Origin of the sequence: Luteimonas sp. MC1782, from assembly GCF_014164605.1 — a bacterium.
Taxonomy (GTDB): Bacteria; Pseudomonadota; Gammaproteobacteria; order Xanthomonadales; family Xanthomonadaceae; genus Luteimonas.
Map to the genome: position 1 here is coordinate 286,901 of NZ_JACJFT010000001.1, position 15,827 is coordinate 302,727.

The 15,827-nt window shown below is 70.6% G+C and carries 15 protein-coding genes; 9 read left to right on the plus strand and 6 right to left on the minus strand.

Translation table 11 applies throughout. The annotated features are described in order from the left end of the window. The first annotated feature begins 2 nt into the window (after positions 1 to 2). The 3 genes from H5368_RS01380 to H5368_RS01390 all read left to right on the plus strand — a co-directional run bounded on the left by H5368_RS01380 (position 3) and on the right by H5368_RS01390 (position 3,409). Positions 3 to 2,090, plus strand: coding sequence for a toll/interleukin-1 receptor domain-containing protein (locus H5368_RS01380; RefSeq protein ID WP_182820624.1), 2,088 nt, complete (start codon positions 3 to 5; stop codon positions 2,088 to 2,090). Between the two features lie 81 nt (positions 2,091 to 2,171). Further along, positions 2,172 to 2,603 (plus strand): hypothetical protein, encoded by a 432-nt coding sequence (locus H5368_RS01385; RefSeq protein ID WP_182820625.1) that lies wholly within the window; start codon positions 2,172 to 2,174, stop codon positions 2,601 to 2,603. Positions 2,604 to 2,734: 131 nt separating this feature from the next. Further along, a complete protein-coding gene (locus H5368_RS01390; protein ID WP_182820626.1) occupies positions 2,735 to 3,409 on the plus strand; it encodes a DUF5666 domain-containing protein in 675 nt (224 codons plus the stop codon). Positions 3,410 to 3,417: 8 nt separating this feature from the next. Here H5368_RS01390 and H5368_RS01395 read toward each other — a convergent pair whose 3' ends face one another. After that, positions 3,418 to 4,683, minus strand: coding sequence for a ferredoxin reductase family protein (locus tag H5368_RS01395; RefSeq protein ID WP_182820627.1), 1,266 nt, complete (start codon positions 4,681 to 4,683; stop codon positions 3,418 to 3,420). A gap of 185 nt (positions 4,684 to 4,868) precedes the next feature. Here H5368_RS01395 and H5368_RS01400 point away from each other — a divergent pair, with 185 nt between their 5' ends. The 3 genes from H5368_RS01400 (at position 4,869) to H5368_RS01410 (ending at position 8,943) form a co-directional block, all read left to right on the plus strand. Beyond that, positions 4,869 to 5,279 (plus strand): CopG family transcriptional regulator, encoded by a 411-nt coding sequence (locus H5368_RS01400; protein ID WP_182820628.1) that lies wholly within the window; start codon positions 4,869 to 4,871, stop codon positions 5,277 to 5,279. Positions 5,280 to 5,292: 13 nt separating this feature from the next. After that, complete coding sequence (locus H5368_RS01405) at positions 5,293 to 6,420, plus strand: PHB depolymerase family esterase (protein ID WP_182820629.1); 1,128 nt, start codon at positions 5,293 to 5,295, stop codon at positions 6,418 to 6,420. Positions 6,421 to 6,486: 66 nt separating this feature from the next. Beyond that, positions 6,487 to 8,943, plus strand: a complete 2,457-nt coding sequence (locus tag H5368_RS01410; protein WP_182820630.1) for a cation-transporting P-type ATPase — start codon at positions 6,487 to 6,489, stop codon at positions 8,941 to 8,943. An 18-nt stretch (positions 8,944 to 8,961) separates the two neighbouring features. Here the strand turns inward: H5368_RS01410 and H5368_RS01415 are convergent, their stop codons facing one another. Continuing rightward, positions 8,962 to 10,842 (minus strand): glycerophosphodiester phosphodiesterase family protein, encoded by a 1,881-nt coding sequence (locus H5368_RS01415; protein WP_182820631.1) that lies wholly within the window; start codon positions 10,840 to 10,842, stop codon positions 8,962 to 8,964. 70 nt (positions 10,843 to 10,912) lie between these two features. On the opposite strand from H5368_RS01415, the gene H5368_RS01420 reads away from it, so the two are divergent. After that, a complete protein-coding gene (locus H5368_RS01420) occupies positions 10,913 to 11,383 on the plus strand; it encodes a DUF1456 family protein (RefSeq protein WP_182820632.1) in 471 nt (156 codons plus the stop codon). Between the two features lie 17 nt (positions 11,384 to 11,400). On the opposite strand, the gene trmY is transcribed toward H5368_RS01420, so the two are convergent. Further along, positions 11,401 to 11,994, minus strand: coding sequence for a tRNA (pseudouridine(54)-N(1))-methyltransferase TrmY (gene trmY, locus H5368_RS01425; RefSeq protein ID WP_182820633.1), 594 nt, complete (start codon positions 11,992 to 11,994; stop codon positions 11,401 to 11,403). 193 nt (positions 11,995 to 12,187) lie between these two features. Between trmY and H5368_RS01430 the strand changes: the two genes are divergently transcribed. Further along, a complete protein-coding gene (locus H5368_RS01430; protein WP_182820634.1) occupies positions 12,188 to 12,535 on the plus strand; it encodes a DUF1428 domain-containing protein in 348 nt (115 codons plus the stop codon). A gap of 366 nt (positions 12,536 to 12,901) precedes the next feature. Here H5368_RS01430 and H5368_RS01435 read toward each other — a convergent pair whose 3' ends face one another. The 3 genes from H5368_RS01435 to H5368_RS01445 are packed head-to-tail and all read right to left on the minus strand — an operon-like array spanning position 12,902 to position 14,102. Next, positions 12,902 to 13,339 (minus strand): hypothetical protein, encoded by a 438-nt coding sequence (locus H5368_RS01435; RefSeq protein WP_182820635.1) that lies wholly within the window; start codon positions 13,337 to 13,339, stop codon positions 12,902 to 12,904. Between the two features lie 3 nt (positions 13,340 to 13,342). Beyond that, positions 13,343 to 13,564 (minus strand): helix-turn-helix transcriptional regulator, encoded by a 222-nt coding sequence (locus H5368_RS01440; protein WP_182820636.1) that lies wholly within the window; start codon positions 13,562 to 13,564, stop codon positions 13,343 to 13,345. A gap of 1 nt (position 13,565) precedes the next feature. Beyond that, positions 13,566 to 14,102 carry a DUF2975 domain-containing protein gene (locus H5368_RS01445; protein WP_182820637.1) on the minus strand — a complete coding sequence of 179 codons (537 nt, stop codon included), beginning with the start codon at positions 14,100 to 14,102 and terminating at the stop codon, positions 13,566 to 13,568. Between the two features lie 259 nt (positions 14,103 to 14,361). On the opposite strand from H5368_RS01445, the gene H5368_RS01450 reads away from it, so the two are divergent. Further along, complete coding sequence (locus tag H5368_RS01450) at positions 14,362 to 15,786, plus strand: hypothetical protein (RefSeq protein ID WP_182820638.1); 1,425 nt, start codon at positions 14,362 to 14,364, stop codon at positions 15,784 to 15,786. The last annotated feature ends 41 nt before the right edge of the window (positions 15,787 to 15,827 follow it).

Consider the following 15,827-nt stretch of genomic DNA (forward strand, 5'->3'; position numbering starts at 1 on the left):
CCATGCGCTTTCGTGCCTTCCTGAGCTACAGCCACGCCGACGCCGCCTGGGCGCGCTGGCTGCTGCGGCGGCTGGAGACCTACCGCGTGCCGTCGCACCTGGTGGGCACGCAGGGCACGCACGGGGTGATCGAGCGCCGTCTCGGCAGTTTCTTCCTCGATCGCGACGAGCTCCCCAGCGCGGGTGACCTCGGCGAAACCATCCGCGCGGCACTCGCCGCTTCCGATGCGCTGGTGGTCCTGTGTTCGCCCGCGGCTGCCGGCTCGCGCTGGGTCAACGCCGAGATCGAAGCCTTCCAGGACAGCGGCCGCGGCGACCGCGTGCTGTGCTTCGTGGTGGGCGGCGAACCGGGTGCCAGCGATCCGGCGCAGGCCTGCTTTCCGCCGATGCTGCTGCGCCCGGCGGCCAATGGCGCGCGCGTGCACGAGCCCCTGGCCGCCGACGCGCGCCCCGAGGGCGACGGCCGCCAGCGCGCCTTCCTGAAGCTGGTGGCGGGGCTGCTGGGCGTCGGCTACGACGCGCTGGCGCAGCGCGAGGCGCAGCGGCGCATGCGCCGGATGGCGATCGTGTCGGTGGCATCGACGGCCGGCATGGCGCTGGCGCTGGGGCTGGCGGCCACCGCGTACGTGGCGCGCAACGATGCGCAACGGCGGCAGGCGCAGGCGGAAGACATCCTGGGTTTCATGCTGGGCGACCTGCGCGAGAAACTTGCCACGGTCGGGCGGCTGGACCTGATGCGCGCGGTGGACGACAAGGCCACGGGCTATTTCGCCGCGCTCGATCCGCGCGACATCAGCGACCGCGCGCTGGAGGAGCAGGCGCGTTCGCTGGCCGGCATCGGCCAGGTGCGGCTGGAAGGTGGCGACCACGACGCGGCGATGGCCGCGTTCCGCGAGGCACACGCGCGCAGCACCTTGCTGCACGCACGCGCGCCGGACAGCGGCCAGCGCCTGTTCGACCTGGCGCAGGCCGAGTTCTGGATCGGATACGTGGCGCTGCAGCAGGGCCGCAGCGAGGACGCGGGCAGGTGGCTGCGGCGCTACCGCGACAGCGCGGTGCGGCTGGCGGCGATGGACCGCGACAACTCCGACTGGCAACGCGAGGTCGCCTACGGCCACCACAACCTTGCCGTGCTCGACGAAGCCCAGGGCCGCCCCGACGAGGCCGAACGCGCACTCGAGCAGGAACTCGCGCTGTACCGCGGCTGGTTGCGCGAGCGCCCGCACGACACCGCGCTGCGCGCCGAGGCGGCCAACGTCGCGTCATGGCTGGGCACCCTGGCCGACCGCCGCGGCGCGCTGCTGGACGCGGAGACGTTCCAGGCCGAACAGGTGGACGGCATGCGCCGCAACATGGCCGACGAACCGGACGTCGCCGAATGGCGCGTGCAGCACCTGGACGCGCTGCTGCTGCTGGCGCAGGTGCAGACGCGGCGCGGGCGCTGGGAGGAGGCGCGTGCGAGCCTGGCCGTGGCCGCACCGCGCGCCGCGGCGCTGGCACGCCAGGATCCGCACAACCAGAGCTGGCAGGTCACGCTCGGCGTCACCCGCCTGCTGCAGGCCAGGCTTGCGCAGGCATCGGGCATGGCCGGCGCCGCCGCGCTGGCGTCCGATGCGCTGGCGATCGTGTCGCGCGCGCAACGCGCCGAACCCGAATCCGACCGGGTGCTGCACCTGCTGGCGACCACGCACAGCCTCAAGGCGCAGCTGGCGTTGGCGCGCGGTGACGCCGCGGCGGCACGAACGCACGTACAGGATGCCGCGGCGCTGCTGGAGCCGGCCTGGCGCAAGGAACACAACGAGCGGCTGCGCCTGCTGCTGGCCTGCAACCTCGACCTGGCCGCCGAGGCCGCGGACATGGCGTCCGACGACGAGGGCGCACGCGCCGCGTCACTGCGGGCGCGCGACCTGCTGCTTGCCGACGCCGGTGACGCGCCGCCATTCGATCGCCTGGACACCCTGGTGCGCAGCCTGCATCGCCTCGGCCAGGATGCGCAGGCGCGACCGCATGTGCAGCGCCTGGACGCCGCGGGCTACGTGCCGTCGCGGCCGTGGCCCTGGCGCGACGACGCGCTGGCCACCCGGCCATGAGCGCGCGGATACCGGCTTCACCTGCAGGCGGACGCCTGCTCCCCCCGGCCCCGGATGGCCGACCCCCGGAAGGAGTGCGTCATGAAAGTCGAAAACGGCAACGACAATGTCGACGTGGTCCTGGATGTGCGCAACTTCGCATCCAGCGGCAGCGACGGCTACACCACCACCACCGGCAGCAACGGGCAGGCCTACAGCTACCGCTATACCGGCGGTACCGATGACGCCGGCGGCGTGGAGCAGACCGCCGACGGCGAGAGCGGCACCATCACCGTCACGGTCGGGCTGGACCCGCGCTACCAGGTGGACCGCGTGGACTTCACCGGCGACATCGAGTCGCAGCTGTCGTGGGCCGCGGGGCCATCGCCGCGCATCGCCGTGATCACCGACAGCGACACCTCCAGTGGTGATGGTGCGTACGCCGTGATCGTCAAGGACACCACGGCCAACTGCACCTTGCCCTGCGATCCGCCGATCAAGAACAAGCCGGTCGGGCAGACCCAGACCAAGTGATGCACCACCCGGCCATGCGTTGCGCCATGGCCGGGTGGTGGTGATCGCGGGCGACGGCCGCGCGGCGATTACCCGGCGTTCACGGCCTCGGGGGGCATATGGCAATCCTCGACTGTCCTCCGGAGAATTCCATGCGCTACGCGACCCGCGGTATCGGACTGGTGCTGGCCACGAGCGTGCTTGCGCTCGCCGGTTGCGTGAGCCCCGGTGGCTACGCCGGCAATCCCGACGGCTACGGGCAGCCTGGCCAGGGCTACCCCTCGCAGTACGGCAGCCAGCTGCAGGGCACCGTCGACAGCCTCGACACGTCCTACGACCGCATCCTGCTGGTGGTTGACGACCAGCGCGGCGGACGCGGGCAACGCGCAGAAGTACGCTACGACCAGCGCACGCGCCTGTTCTACCAGGGGCGCGAGAGTTCGGTGGAAGGCCTGGAGCGCGGCGACGTGGTGCGCATCGAGGTCTCGCAGTCCGGGCGCGAACTCTGGGCGCGCCGGGTCGAGGTGCTGCGTGATGTGCGCGAGGGCGGCTACGGCGGTGGCTATGGCGGTGGCAACGCCCAGGACCTCCGCGGCTCGGTCGCCCTGGTCGACGCGCGCTCGCGCCTGATCCGCCTCGACGGCGCCGGCTACGGCAACACCATGCAGCTGCGCTACGACGAGCGCACCACGGTCGAGTACCAGGGCCGCCGCTACCGTCCGGAGGACATGCAGCGCGGTGACCAGGTGCGGATCCAGGCGCGGCAGGTCGGCAACAACGCGTGGTTGGCCGAACGCATCATCGTGGAGCGCTCGGCCGGCCGCTGACGGACTGCCTACCGGAATTCGAACTGTTCGTAGCGCAGGTTGGCGTCCGGCACGCCGTTGGCGCGCATCTGCTCGCGGATCCGCGGCGTGAGGCCCTTCGGCCCGCAGAAGGCGATGTCGATGCCGGCCGGATCGCCTTCGCGGCAGATGGCGGCGAAGCGCTCGACGAACGCGGGATCGCCGCCGCCGCCGGGCACGCCGACCAGTTCCGCACCACGCGCTTCCGCCATGGCGCGCATGACCTCGAACTCGGGGAAGTCGCGCCCGGGCGTGTAGAAATAAAACAGCGTGACGCTGTCGAGCGTGCCGGTCGCGTGGTCCTTCAGCCAGGCGATGAAGGGCGAGATGCCCACGCCGCCGCCGATCCAGATTTCGCGGCGCGCGCTGCGGTGCCGCGCGAAGCGGCCGAACGGCGCGTGGATCTGCGCGTACATGCCAACCCGTGCGTCGGCGACCAGCTTGTTGGTGTAGTCGCCCAGGGCGCGGATGACGAACTCGATGCGGCCATCGCCGCGCTTGCCGGTGGCGATGGTGAACGGGTGCGGTTCGCGCAGGCCCTGCGCGTTCATGCGCAGGAATCCGAACTGCCCGGGCTGGAAGTCGATGCCCGCCTTGACCGGTTCGAGCTCCATGTGGATCGCCGCCGCACCGGGCGTGATCGACACCACGCGGTACTCGGCACTGCGCGCCAGCAGCGGGTACAGCAGCAGCTTCCAGGCGGCACCGGCGATGCCCAGCGCCGACAGCGCCAACAGCCAGGCACCGGCGGGGCTGGCCAGCGGCAGCGGCTGCTTGAAGCTGAGCCAGTGCAGCACCACCACCACGAACAGCGGTCCCGACAGCTTGTGCCACCAGCGCCAGGTGCCGTAGGCGATGTTGCGGTTCAGCGCCAGCAGCACGATGAACATCAGTCCGAGGAAGGACAGCTGCCGCAGCAGGCGCGGCCAGCCCTTGGGGAGTTCGAGGATCGCGGCGGTCTGCCATTCCGGCACGCCCGCCTTGAACAACAGGTGCACCGAGGCCAGGCCGAGCGCCCAGATGCCGATCCACTTGTGCGCCAGGTACACGCGGTCGAGGCCACCGAACGCCACTTCCACGCAGGTCCAGCGCGCCCCCAGCACCGCGGCCGCGGCCATCAGCGCGAGCGCGGACACGCCAGACGCCAGGCTCAGTCCGGCCGTGCCCAGCCGTGCGCCGGCCGGAAGTTCAACACCGGCCAGCAGCGAACTCACGGCGACCAGGAGTGTGATGACCTGCCAGGACCTGAGCTGCACGGCACACCTCGTCGGCGCGTGCGAGGGCGCCTCGTCCGCGACTGTAGGCGCGATCCCTCGGCGCAGCCTTGCGCTGGATCAAGCGGTGACGCCCAACGCACTGGCCCTTTTCCAAAAGGGCGGGTTCAGCAACATCCACATGGATGGTGCTAGGATGGTCCACGCCATCCAGAAGCATCCCTCGCATGACCGAGCCACGCCCGCGTGCCGTCGCCGACAACGAGAAGATCACCATCAACCTCGGAGTGGTGGATCTCGGCCAGATCGACCTCCTGGTGCAGGAGGGGTTCTATTCCAACCGCACCGATCTCATCCGTACCGCCATCCGCAACCAGCTGGCGGCGCACGGCGAGGTGCTGCGCACCACCGTCGCGCGCCGCACCCTGGTGATGGGGCTGCAGGACTACGGGCGCCGCGAGCTCGAGGCCGCGCGCGATGCCGGCGAACGCCTGCGGATCCAGGCCCTCGGGCTGGTGCGGATCGCCGACGACGTTTCACCCGAGCTCGCGCTCGCCGCCATCGAATCGATTTCGGTACTCGGCGTGCTGCAGGCGAGCCACAGCGTGAAGGCCGCATTGGCCGGCCGTATCCACTGACCCAGGACATCCCATGACCCCCGGCAACAACACCATGCGCCAGGCGATGCGCCTGATGCAGAGCGGCGATCTGCAGGCCGCAACCCGCACCCTGCAGGACGCGCTTGGCGGCAACGCCAGCGCCGCACCGGTGCCGCCGGCGCAGGGCGTGCGCGGTGCTGCGGCGTCGCGCGAGCCGTACATCGAAGGCGAGTTCCGCGTGGTCGACGGCGGCAGGGCGAGCCCCACCGGCACACCGTCCGCGGATTCGATGCGCAAGCGGCGCACCGCCACCGATGCGCGTCTGCGCTTCACCTGCAGCGCCGGCACGCTGGAGTACCTGCTGCATGTTCCGGCAGGCCTCGACACCGCGGGCGCGCCGCTGCTGGTGATGCTGCACGGCTGCACGCAGACGCCGGAGGACTTTGCCCGTGGCACGCGCATGAACCGGCTTGCCGACGCACAGGGCTACGTCGTGGCCTGGCCGGCGCAGTCGACGGAGCGCAACCCCAACCGCTGCTGGAACTGGTTCCGCGGCAGCGACCAGCAGCGCGGGCAGGGTGAGCCGGCAATCCTCGCCGCGCTGACCCGCGAGCTCGTCGCCACGCACCGGCTGGATGCCGATCGCGTGTATGTGGCCGGCCTGTCCGCCGGCGGCGCGATGGCCGCGGTGCTCGCCAGCACGCATGCCGATGTCTACGCCGCCATCGGCGTGCACTCGGGCCTGCCGATCGGCATGGCCAGCGACGTGCCCTCGGCCTTCGCCGCCATGCGCAAGGGCGGCGAAGGACGCGCGCGTCCGCCGGCGACCGGCAGCGCGCCCGTGCCGGCGATCGTGTTCCATGGCGACAGCGACACGACCGTGCATCCCGGCAATGGCCACGGCGTCGTGGAGCAGAGCCTTGGCGGAGGCAGCGGGGCAGGTGACGCGGTGGGGGCCGGCACGGTTGAGCGCGACACCGCGCCGGGTGGGCGCAGCTCCACGCGCACCGTGCACCGCACCCCCGACGGCCGCATCGCGGCCGAACACTGGGTGGTGCATGGCGCGGGCCACGCCTGGGCCGGCGGCGATGCGACGGGCAGCTACACCGATCCGCAGGGACCGGATGCGTCCGCGCAGATGCTGCGGTTCTTTGCAGGCTGCAGGCGTTCCATGCGCTGAAGCACCTGCGTCGCAACCAGGCCTGTCGGAGCGCTTAGAGTAGGCCGCTCTGCAACGGAGGCCGCGATGCCGACCTGGCCCTTGCCACGCGATGTGCTTGAAGACAGCGATCCGCGCACCGGCCTGCGTGCCGGGCAGGTGGCCGAGCGCCGGCAGCGCTTCGGCGACAACGATGTAACCGAGACGAAGCAGCGCCGCTGGTGGACGGCGGCCGCGTCCTCCGCGCGCGACCCGATGCTGTGGTTCCTGCTGGTGGTGAGCCTGCTGTTCTTTGCGCTCGGAGACCATGCCGAGGCAATCGTGTTGCTGGTGGCCATCATCCCGCTGCTGGGCATGGACGCCTGGCTGCACCGCCGCACGCAGGCCTCCACCGAGGGCCTGGCGAGTCGCCTGGCCACCGAGGCCCGGGTGCTGCGCGATGGCGGCTGGCATGTGCTGCCCTCGCGCGAACTGCTGCCGGGCGACGTGGTGGAGGTGGCCGCCGGCGACTGGGTGCCGGCGGACGGCCTGGTGCTGGCCGGCAGCGATCCGCAGTTCGACGAGTCCTCGCTCACAGGCGAGTCGCTGCCGGTCCGCAAGCGCGTGTTCAACGCGGCCGGCGCACTGCCCGAAAGCGCCGATGCCGGCAACTGGGCGCACGCCGGCACGCGCCTGCTGACCGGCAGCGCGCGGCTGTGGATCGTGCACACCGGTGCCTTGACCCGCTACGGCGAGATCGTGCGCCTGTCGCGCGCCGGCGGGCAGGCGCGCACGCCATTGCAGCAGTCGGTGACGCGCCTGGTGCGCGTGCTGCTGATTGCGGCGCTGCTGCTGTGCCTGGTGCTTGCGGCCGTGCGGCTGGCGCAGGGGCACGGGCTGGTGGACGCCTTGATCAGTGCGCTGACCCTGGCGGTGGCCGCGTTGCCCGAGGAGTTTCCGGTCGTGTTCACCCTGTTCCTCGGGGTGGGCGTCTATCGCCTGGCACAGCGCCAGGCGCTGGTGCGGCGCGCGGTGGCGGTGGAGAACATCGGTCGGGTGAGTGCGATCTGCTCCGACAAGACCGGCACGCTCACCGAAGGCGAGTTGCGGCTGGTCGAGACCGTGCCGGCCGATGGCGTGGACGCGCCGGCGCTGCTGGCGATTGCGGCGCGTGCATCGGCCGCGGCCAACCATGATCCGATGGACCGTGCGATCCGCGAGGCGGCGCCGCCGGCGGCGGAGCACCGGGAGCGCCTGGCCACGTTTCCCTTCACCGAGGAGCGCCGTCGCGAGACCGCCTTGCTGCGCGACGGCGCCGGCGTGGTCGCCGTGGTCAAGGGCGCGCCGGAAACGGTGCTGGCCATGTGCACGCCAGGCGCCGACGGCCACGACGCATGGCGCGCGAAGCTGCATGCGCTGGCCGGTCGCGGCTACAAGGTCATCGCCTGCGCGCAGCGCGTGCTGCCGGGCGACCACGACGCCGCGCGGGAGCCGGACGCCGGCTACACGATGGCCGGACTGCTTGCCTTCGGCGACCCGCTGCGCGAGGGCGTGCGCGAATCGGTCCAGGCCTGCCTGGCCGCGGGCATCCGCGTGATCATGGTCACCGGCGACCATCCACTCACCGCCGGTGCCATCGCCGGCGAAATCGGCATCGGTGGTGGCCAGCCCGTGGTGCTGAGCCTGGAAGGACGCCAGGACACGCGGGTGGATGCCGATGAACTCGCCGGCGCCGACGTGATCGCGCGCGCGGCCCCGGGGCAGAAGCTGCAGCTTGTGCAGGCGCTGCAGGCGCGCGGGCATACCGTGGCGGTCACCGGCGACGGCGTCAACGACGTGCCGGCACTGCAGGCCGCCGACATCGGCATCGCCATGGGCGAGCGCGGCACGCGCAGTGCGCGCGAGGCGGCGGCCATCGTGCTGCTGGACGACAACTTCCGCACCCTGGTGAACGCCATCGCCGAGGGCCGGCAGCTGTTCGCCAACCTGCAGCGCGGCTTCGCCTACCTGATCCTGGTGCACCTGCCGCTGGTGCTGTCGGCGGCGCTGGTGCCGCTGCTCGGGTTCCCGCTGCTGTACCTGCCGATCCACATCGTCTGGCTCGAGTTGCTGATCCACCCGACGGCGATGCTCGCGTTCCAGCTGCGCAGCAATGCACGCCTCGAAGGACGCCCGCCACCGGCCGGGCCGGTGCGGTTCTTCTCGCCGCGCGCATGGTGGGCGCTGGGATTCGCCGGCACCGTCGCGACCTGCGCGGTGCTGGCCGGCTACCGGATCGGCGGGCAGGTGGCGGCCGCGGGCGATGCCGCGGCCGGGCGCTCGCTGGCGCTCGCCGTGCTGATCCTGTGCAGCGTGGCGTTCCTGGCGGTGCTCACCGGCCTGCGCGGCCGGCTGCCGCTTGGCATCGCCGCGGCGAGCCTGGCGAGCGTGGCGCTGATCCAGGTGCCGGCGCTTTCGGAACTGCTGGAAGTGCAACCGCTGGGCGCGACAGGGCTGGCCGCGGCTGTCGCGCTCGCGGTCGTGGCGGGGCTGTCGGCGCTGCCGCTCAGGCGCACGTTGCACTGACCGCCGGCTTGCCGCGGATCAGCGCCGGAACCAGCTGTGCAGGCGCACGAGCAGCAGTTCCACGTCGCCCAGCGCGGCGCGCTGCGCACGCAGGCGCACCGCCTCGCCGGGCACGTCGGTGCTGATGTCGTCCACGCCGAGATCCATGTAGCGTGCCATGCGCGCCGGGTCGTTGACCGTCCACGCCTGCAGCAGGTAGCCACGGCGGCGCGCATCGGCAACCGCGCCACCGTCGACCTGCAGGTGGTTGAGGCCGAGCATGTCGAAGTCGGTGCGGCGCGAGGTGCCGGGCAACGCGGCATTGGTGAACAGTGCCAGCCGGGCTTCGGGCGCCGCGGCGCGTGCCGCGCGCACCAGTTCGGGCGACAGTGAGGCGAGCATGACCGCGTCATCGTGGCCACCGCGCCGGACCTCGCGCAGGGTGGCCTCGAGCAGCGCCTGTGCGTTGTGCGCGTCCGGCTTGAGCTCGACCAGCGCGAGTGCGCGGCGGTCGATGAAGGCCAGCGCTTCGCCCAGCGTCGCGATGCGCTCGCCGGAAAAAGCCGGTGCGAACCAGCTGCCCACGTCGATGTCGCGCATCGCCGCGAGTGGGGTCTGCGACACGGTCCGCGGGTCGCCGGCGATGCGGCGGAAATCGCTGTCGTGGAACACCACCACGGCGCCGTCCGCGCTCAGCCGCACGTCGAACTCGATCGCGTCCGCCCCCGCGTCGATGGCCGCAGCGAACGCTGCCAGGGTGTTCTCGGGCGCAAGCGCCGCCGCGCCGCGATGCGCGGTGACGGTGACTTCGCGCTGCAGGTTCATGCTGGTCACGGCGATCGCGGCCTGCACCAGCGCCACGACCAGGAACACCGCTTCCGCGCCCCAGACGAAGCGCCCCGGGCGCGGCGGGGATGCGGGCACCGCGCGCGCGCCCCGCGCGCCGCCGAGGCGCAGGAACAGCGCACGCACCAGCAGCGTGTTGAGGGTGGTGCCGAGCAGCAGCACGCCGAGCACGGTGGCCGCGTAGAGCGTCAGGTACACCACCATGCCCGCACTGGTCGGCAGGCGCTGGTCGGGCAGCCAGTCCAGCATCGGCGTGGCAGCACGGTCATAGAGTTCGGTGACCAGCAGTGGCATGGCGGCCACGGCGAGCGCCACGCCCACCACCAGCGTGGCGATGCGCAGGTGCCTGCCGCGGGTGAGCGCGCGGCTGCGCAGCAGCGCCGCGACCGGTGACAGGCCTTCCAGCACCAGCGCCGGCGTGGCGAGCAGCCAGCGGAAGTAGAGCGTGGCGTGCAGCAGCAGTCCCCCCACCAGCACCGGCATGAAGCCGGCGAGGAACCACCACAGTGCCGCCGGACGCGCCGCCAGCACGTAGTACGGGTCGTAGCCGCCGAGCAGCCAGCGGTACAGCAGCACGCCGATCGCAAGCCACGGCGCGGCGAGCAGCGCATGGGCGAACACCTGCCAGGCCGCCAGCACCGCGAGCGGTCCCGCGCGCCGCAGCATGCCCAGCAGTGCCGCCGCCGCGGTGCGGTAGCGACAGCCGTGACTCGCCGACACCAGCAACATGCCGGCCTGCTGCAGCATGACCACGTACCAGGACAGCGCGCCGGCCAGCATGAGCCAGGCGATCGCCAGCAGGTTGTCGGCCAGGTCGTCGAAGTCGCCCATGAACGGCCGCTCGATCCAGTGCAGGAGCGCCGCGAGCGACCATGTGGTCAACGGCGCCGCCGCCACCGTCGCGAAGGCGGTGAACAGCAGGTACCAGGCCAGCATCGGCCGCAGGTGGCGGCGCAGGTCGCGGCGGATGTCGTGGACGAGGATGCCGCGCAGCAGCAGGCGGTCGCCGGCCACGGTCGCCTGCGCGCCGGCGGCACCGGTGCCAGCGTTGTCCATGTCGGTGGGGGTCGGCATCGCGCCAGTTTAGACAGCCCGCCGTCGCCCCCCGGTAGACTGGCGACCTTCCCCGACCGCATTCCAGGCAATGATCAACAACGACGTCCTGCGCAGCATCCGCTACATGCTCGACCTGGGCGACAGCAAGATGGTGGAGATCGTGCATCTCGCCGATCCGGACTTCGCCCTGGACAAGGATGACGTGCGGCCGTTCCTGCTGAAGGAAGACGAGCCCGGGCACGTGCCCTGCGGCGATGCCGTGCTCGCGCATTTCCTCGACGGCCTGATCATCCACCTGCGCGGCCGTGACGGCAGCGTGCCGGCGCGGCCGGTGGAGAAGCGCATCAGCAACAACGTGGTGCTGAAGAAGCTGCGGGTGGCGTTCGAACTCAAGGACGTGGACATGCACGACATCTTCGCGGCGGCCGGGTTCCCCGTGTCCAAGCCGGAGCTGTCGGCGCTGTTCCGCCAGCCCGGGCACAAGAATTTCCGCCAGTGCGGCGACCAGCTGCTGCGCAATTTCCTCAAGGGGCTGACGCTGCGCGTGCGCGGCGCCTGACCGGGCGGCGGCGCGCGTCAGCGCTGGTCGAGCTCGTGGTGCACCAGCACCACGCACTGCGATGCGAACAGCATCTTCGACCCGAGCGTGATCTTCTTCGCGCCCATGCGCTCGAGGCCGGGAATGGTCTTCTTCGGCATCGGGATATGGTCGGTCAGCAGGAAACAGGGGTTGCCTGCGAACACCTGCTCGCGGATCGGCGTGCCCTTGGGGTCGAGCAGGAACAACTGGTGGTCCTCGGCCAGCGCCTGCACCAGCCGCTCGAAGCTTGACGTGCGCACGGTGACGCCCGATTCCACCGGGCGCGACTCGTCCTTGCCCATGCCCTTCGACACATCCAGCGCCTTCGCCACCTTGCCCAGCAGCGCGCGCTCGTCGAAGCCGCCGATCTCGTGCATGGCGTTGACGTCGAACGCGATGGTGCGCGAGAAATCCCGCGTGCTTTCCAGCACCAGGTAGACCACCACATCCGGGCGATGCGATTGCGCCACGAAGAAGGCATTCATCAAGGTGTGCGCGAGGATCTCGGTGTGCGCATCCTTGCCGACCGACGCCAGCAGTGCCTGGCTGTCGGTGGGTGCGGCGCGCGCTCGCAGTACGAAGGTTCGCATCGATGTCCCGGGCGTGGTTGCACGCGGCATGGAGCATGCCGGCGGCCATTGTCCCGTCAAACGGGGGCAGGGGTCGACAGGCGCGAGGCCGTGTGGACCCCTCGCGCAAGCCGGTGGCCGATCGGCAGCGTCGGGATCGTTGTGAAGACTTGCAGCGGCGATCGTCACCGCATACCCCGACAGGAGTACCCCCATGACCTACGTCACCGGCTTCCTTGCCCCCGTCCCCACGGCCAACAAGGATCGCTACATCAAGTCCGCGCAGGCGGGTTGGCAGTTGTTCCAGAAGCACGGCGCGCTGAAGCAGGTCGAGGCCTGGGGAGAACACATCGAAGACGGCAAGACCACCGACTTCAAGCGCGCGGTCAAGCTGGAAGACGGCGAGCAGGTCGTGTTCGCCTGGATTGTCTGGCCCGACAAGGCGACCGCGGATGCCGCGTGGGAAAAGATGCAGGACGATCCGGCGATGAAGGACATGGACATGCCGTTCGACGGCAAGCGGATGATCTGGGGCGGGTTCCAGACGGTGTTCGAAAGCTGATCCGATTCGGCGCTGATTTCGGGCAGCCGGTACGCCGCGGTACGCGTGGCCCGCCAATGCCTCCCGGCCACCACTCGAGCTCCCGGAAAAAAGGCCCGGACATGTCCGGGCCTTTCGAGTTGATCGTGCGTTGCCGCGATCAGGTCGGGCCGAACACCTTGGTGGCGTTCTTGTCGCGCTTCTCGGCCTTCTTTTCCTTCGCGGTCTTGGCCGGTTTCTTCTTCGTTTCCTTTTTCTTGTCCAGACCCTTGCTCATTTCATTCTCCTCGGCGCATCGATAAGGCACTGCGGGTGCAGGCGGCCCGTCAAGTATGCGCCAGCCGGGATCACTCAGCGACGCAAGCGGCACCGCCGCGGAGCACCAGGTCAGCGCCTGGCCGGCAGCACGAACTCCCGCCACACGTACCCCCAGGGCACCACGGCCGCCAGCACCGGCACGAACGCAAAAGCGAATGCGGTCTCCCCGGCGTCCGAACCGGCGAGCGTGCCGGCGTTCCACAACGGCCAGGCGACGAAGGCCAGCCACAGCGTCTTGTAGCCGATGGTGAACACCATCAGCGGCAACCAGCGCAGCGGCCGCAGCAGGCCGAAGAGGGCGAGTGCGGGATACGTCGCCCAGACGCACAGGGCGACGGCATGCGTGGGATCCCACGGCCCCTGGTGCCGGAGCAGGGCGCCCCAGGCCGCGGGCGCGACCATGACCAGCATCAGCAGGTAGAACAGCCGCAGGCCCCAGATATGGAACGGGCGGACGCCTTCATGGCGCCGTGGGTCGGACACGAATGGCCGGGCGAGCACGTTCATCGCTTATTCCTCGGAGGGTCGGGTGGGATCGAAGGCGAGCAGGTCGCCGGGCTGGCAGTCGAGCGCCGCACAGATGGCCTCCAGCGTGGAAAACCGGATCGCCCTGGCCTTGCCGGTCTTCAGGATCGACAGGTTGGCGAGCGTGATGTCGACGCGCGCGGCCAGTTCGGTGAGCGTCATGCGCCGTTCGTGCAGCAGCGCGTCGAGGTGGACGACGATCGCCATGTCACACGGTGCCTTCGAGGTCGCTGCGCATGCGCGCGCCCTCGGCGAACACGCGCGCGAGCACGAACAGCAGCAGCACGGCCAACCACGGCGCCGCGGAGAAGTGCAGGTCGAGATCGAGCTCCGGCATCGACGACGTGGTGGCGAGCGCGATCGCGCCGATAAGCAACCGCAGGCCCTCGCCCAGCAGCACCCACCAGGCGATGGCCTCCAGCCGGCGCGCGTTGCCTGAGACGAACGGGTCGCCGGCACGCACGGTATCGACGATGGCCAGCAGCTGGCGCAGCACCCGGTCGACCACGCCGGCGGCAGCGATGCCGACGATCATGATCGTGCGCAGGCCGAAGACGATCCGTCCGCGGTGCTCGGCCGGGAACAGCATGCCGAGCGCGTCCCAGAGGAGGGTCCCGGGGATCAGGCTGAGGACGAACATCAGCAGCACGCCGGCGGCGTAAAGCAGGTTGAGGACGATCAGCGCGCGGATCAGCGGCCGGGACCATGCCAGGGCGGCCGTGGGTGCGTTCGGGGGGACGTTCATGGGCTGGTTCCTGCGCATCGATAAGCGGTATTAAACATATCGAAAATCAATATGCAAGCGGCGGCCCGCTGACGTCCGCGAACCGTGCTGCAACGCAAGATGCACAACTGTCTACTTTGTGTACAGTCGTATATGAGTCTATCCGCGAGCCCGCCCAGGAGCCTGTCTCCGGCGGAATGCCGACCGGACTCGGGGACGAGTTGTTACTTGGTTTTCCGCGTTTTCGTGGTCCAACGACACAGCACCAGGGGTACATCGAATGAATCGAATGGGAAAGATGGCGGTCGGCATCGCGCTGGCCATGGGCATGGCCTTCACCGGGGCGGCGATGGCCGCCGGCGTTGAACGCGCCGCAAAGCCAGACGGCAACGTGAAGTTCTTCCTCGCTGATCCGGAGCTGGGCGTGGCGGGTGTGTACACCGTCAACGGCACCGAGCTGTACTTCGAGGCGCGCAGGTCGCTGGATGCCGCGACCGGCGCGCCGGGCGCGCTCAGCCTGCGCCTGATCGACGGCGAAGCGCGCACGGTGGCGCTGGCCGGCACGCCGTATGACAAGCAGTGGGAGCCGCAGAAGGGCGAGTTCACGAAGTCGGACGGCTTCGGCTATTCCGACCTGCTGTCCAGGCTGGGCGGGGCGCTGGACGCGGCCACCCTGCATGGCGCGCTGTCGGCCGAGAAGTCGGCGCTTGCCGACCTCGCCAGGCAGGCGGCGGGCGCCTCGGCCGCGCGCTATCCGCTGCGTGCCGACGTGGATGCGCGGCGGGCTTCGGCCCCGGATGCGGCCCAGGTTGCGGACTTCTACCTGCGCTCGGCCAGGGACCTCGCGATCGCCCGAGAGGGTGACGGCACCATCCAGGCCAACCTCGGCAGCGGCATCACCCTGCTCGGCACGCAGAAGTACATCGCCGACGAGCCCGACGCCGATGGCCAGATGGGCCGCATCGATGCCTATTCGATGGTCAAGGCCGCCGACGGCTACGTGCTGGCATCCGAACTCGGTGGCGACGAGGTGCCGAAGGACTGGGCGGCTGCGATGGACACCGAAACCGCGCGCGGCCACCACGCCCTGGCCACCGATTTCGGCCGCGCGGCGACGGCGTTGAACGCGCTCGCCTACAGCAGCACGTGGGCGCCGGGCGTGTCGCTCGGCAACCGCGCCGAACAGGCGACGCTGCAGCGCCTGGCGCAGACCCTGGCCACCCACCTGCTTCCGGTGCGCGACGACGCCACGCCGGCCGCGGGCGACGTGAGGCGTGCGGCGGGCGGCATGTACCAGACCTACGTGCAGGTGTGGCGCAAGCCGTTCGTGGTCATCGCCGAACATTCCGGCACCCGCGTGGGCAAGTGGCGCTACAACAGCGCGACATCCACGGTGAAGACGCACCAGGGCTGGACCAGCTTCTGCAACCACGGCACCTGCGCGGCCACCGAGAACATGACGCACAAGTGCACCTTCACCGGCCCGCGCCTGACCTACTACCGCATGCCCTCGCGGCGCACCGATGCCGGTGGCCACACCTGCGCCACGCCGTACTGGGCGATCGGTCGCGGCGGGCACCACAACTGCCACGATGATTCCTCGACCCAGGTCCGGGCGATCCGCGGGCAGGCGTACAACACCAACGGTGGGCGCTGCAACGATTCGATCTACTGGATGTACGCCCCGACCTGCACCGCGCAGTAAGCGAAGCTTCCGCTACGGCAACACCGACAACGCCGGACACC

Excerpts from the sequence above, each read along its gene's own strand:
- H5368_RS01380 (WP_182820624.1), top strand. The coding sequence starts at position 3 with ATGCGCTTTCGTGCCTTCCTGAGCTACAGCCACGCCGACGCCGCCTGG.
- H5368_RS01385 (WP_182820625.1), top strand. The coding sequence starts at position 2,172 with ATGAAAGTCGAAAACGGCAACGACAATGTCGACGTGGTCCTGGATGTG.
- H5368_RS01390 (WP_182820626.1), top strand. The coding sequence starts at position 2,735 with ATGCGCTACGCGACCCGCGGTATCGGACTGGTGCTGGCCACGAGCGTG.
- H5368_RS01400 (WP_182820628.1), top strand. The coding sequence starts at position 4,869 with ATGACCGAGCCACGCCCGCGTGCCGTCGCCGACAACGAGAAGATCACC.
- H5368_RS01405 (WP_182820629.1), top strand. The coding sequence starts at position 5,293 with ATGACCCCCGGCAACAACACCATGCGCCAGGCGATGCGCCTGATGCAG.
- H5368_RS01410 (WP_182820630.1), top strand. The coding sequence starts at position 6,487 with ATGCCGACCTGGCCCTTGCCACGCGATGTGCTTGAAGACAGCGATCCG.
- H5368_RS01415 (WP_182820631.1), bottom strand. The coding sequence starts at position 10,842 with ATGCCGACCCCCACCGACATGGACAACGCTGGCACCGGTGCCGCCGGC.
- H5368_RS01420 (WP_182820632.1), top strand. The coding sequence starts at position 10,913 with ATGATCAACAACGACGTCCTGCGCAGCATCCGCTACATGCTCGACCTG.
- trmY (WP_182820633.1), bottom strand. The coding sequence starts at position 11,994 with ATGCGAACCTTCGTACTGCGAGCGCGCGCCGCACCCACCGACAGCCAG.
- H5368_RS01430 (WP_182820634.1), top strand. The coding sequence starts at position 12,188 with ATGACCTACGTCACCGGCTTCCTTGCCCCCGTCCCCACGGCCAACAAG.
- H5368_RS01435 (WP_182820635.1), bottom strand. The coding sequence starts at position 13,339 with ATGAACGTGCTCGCCCGGCCATTCGTGTCCGACCCACGGCGCCATGAA.
- H5368_RS01440 (WP_182820636.1), bottom strand. The coding sequence starts at position 13,564 with ATGGCGATCGTCGTCCACCTCGACGCGCTGCTGCACGAACGGCGCATG.
- H5368_RS01445 (WP_182820637.1), bottom strand. The coding sequence starts at position 14,102 with ATGAACGTCCCCCCGAACGCACCCACGGCCGCCCTGGCATGGTCCCGG.
- H5368_RS01450 (WP_182820638.1), top strand. The coding sequence starts at position 14,362 with ATGAATCGAATGGGAAAGATGGCGGTCGGCATCGCGCTGGCCATGGGC.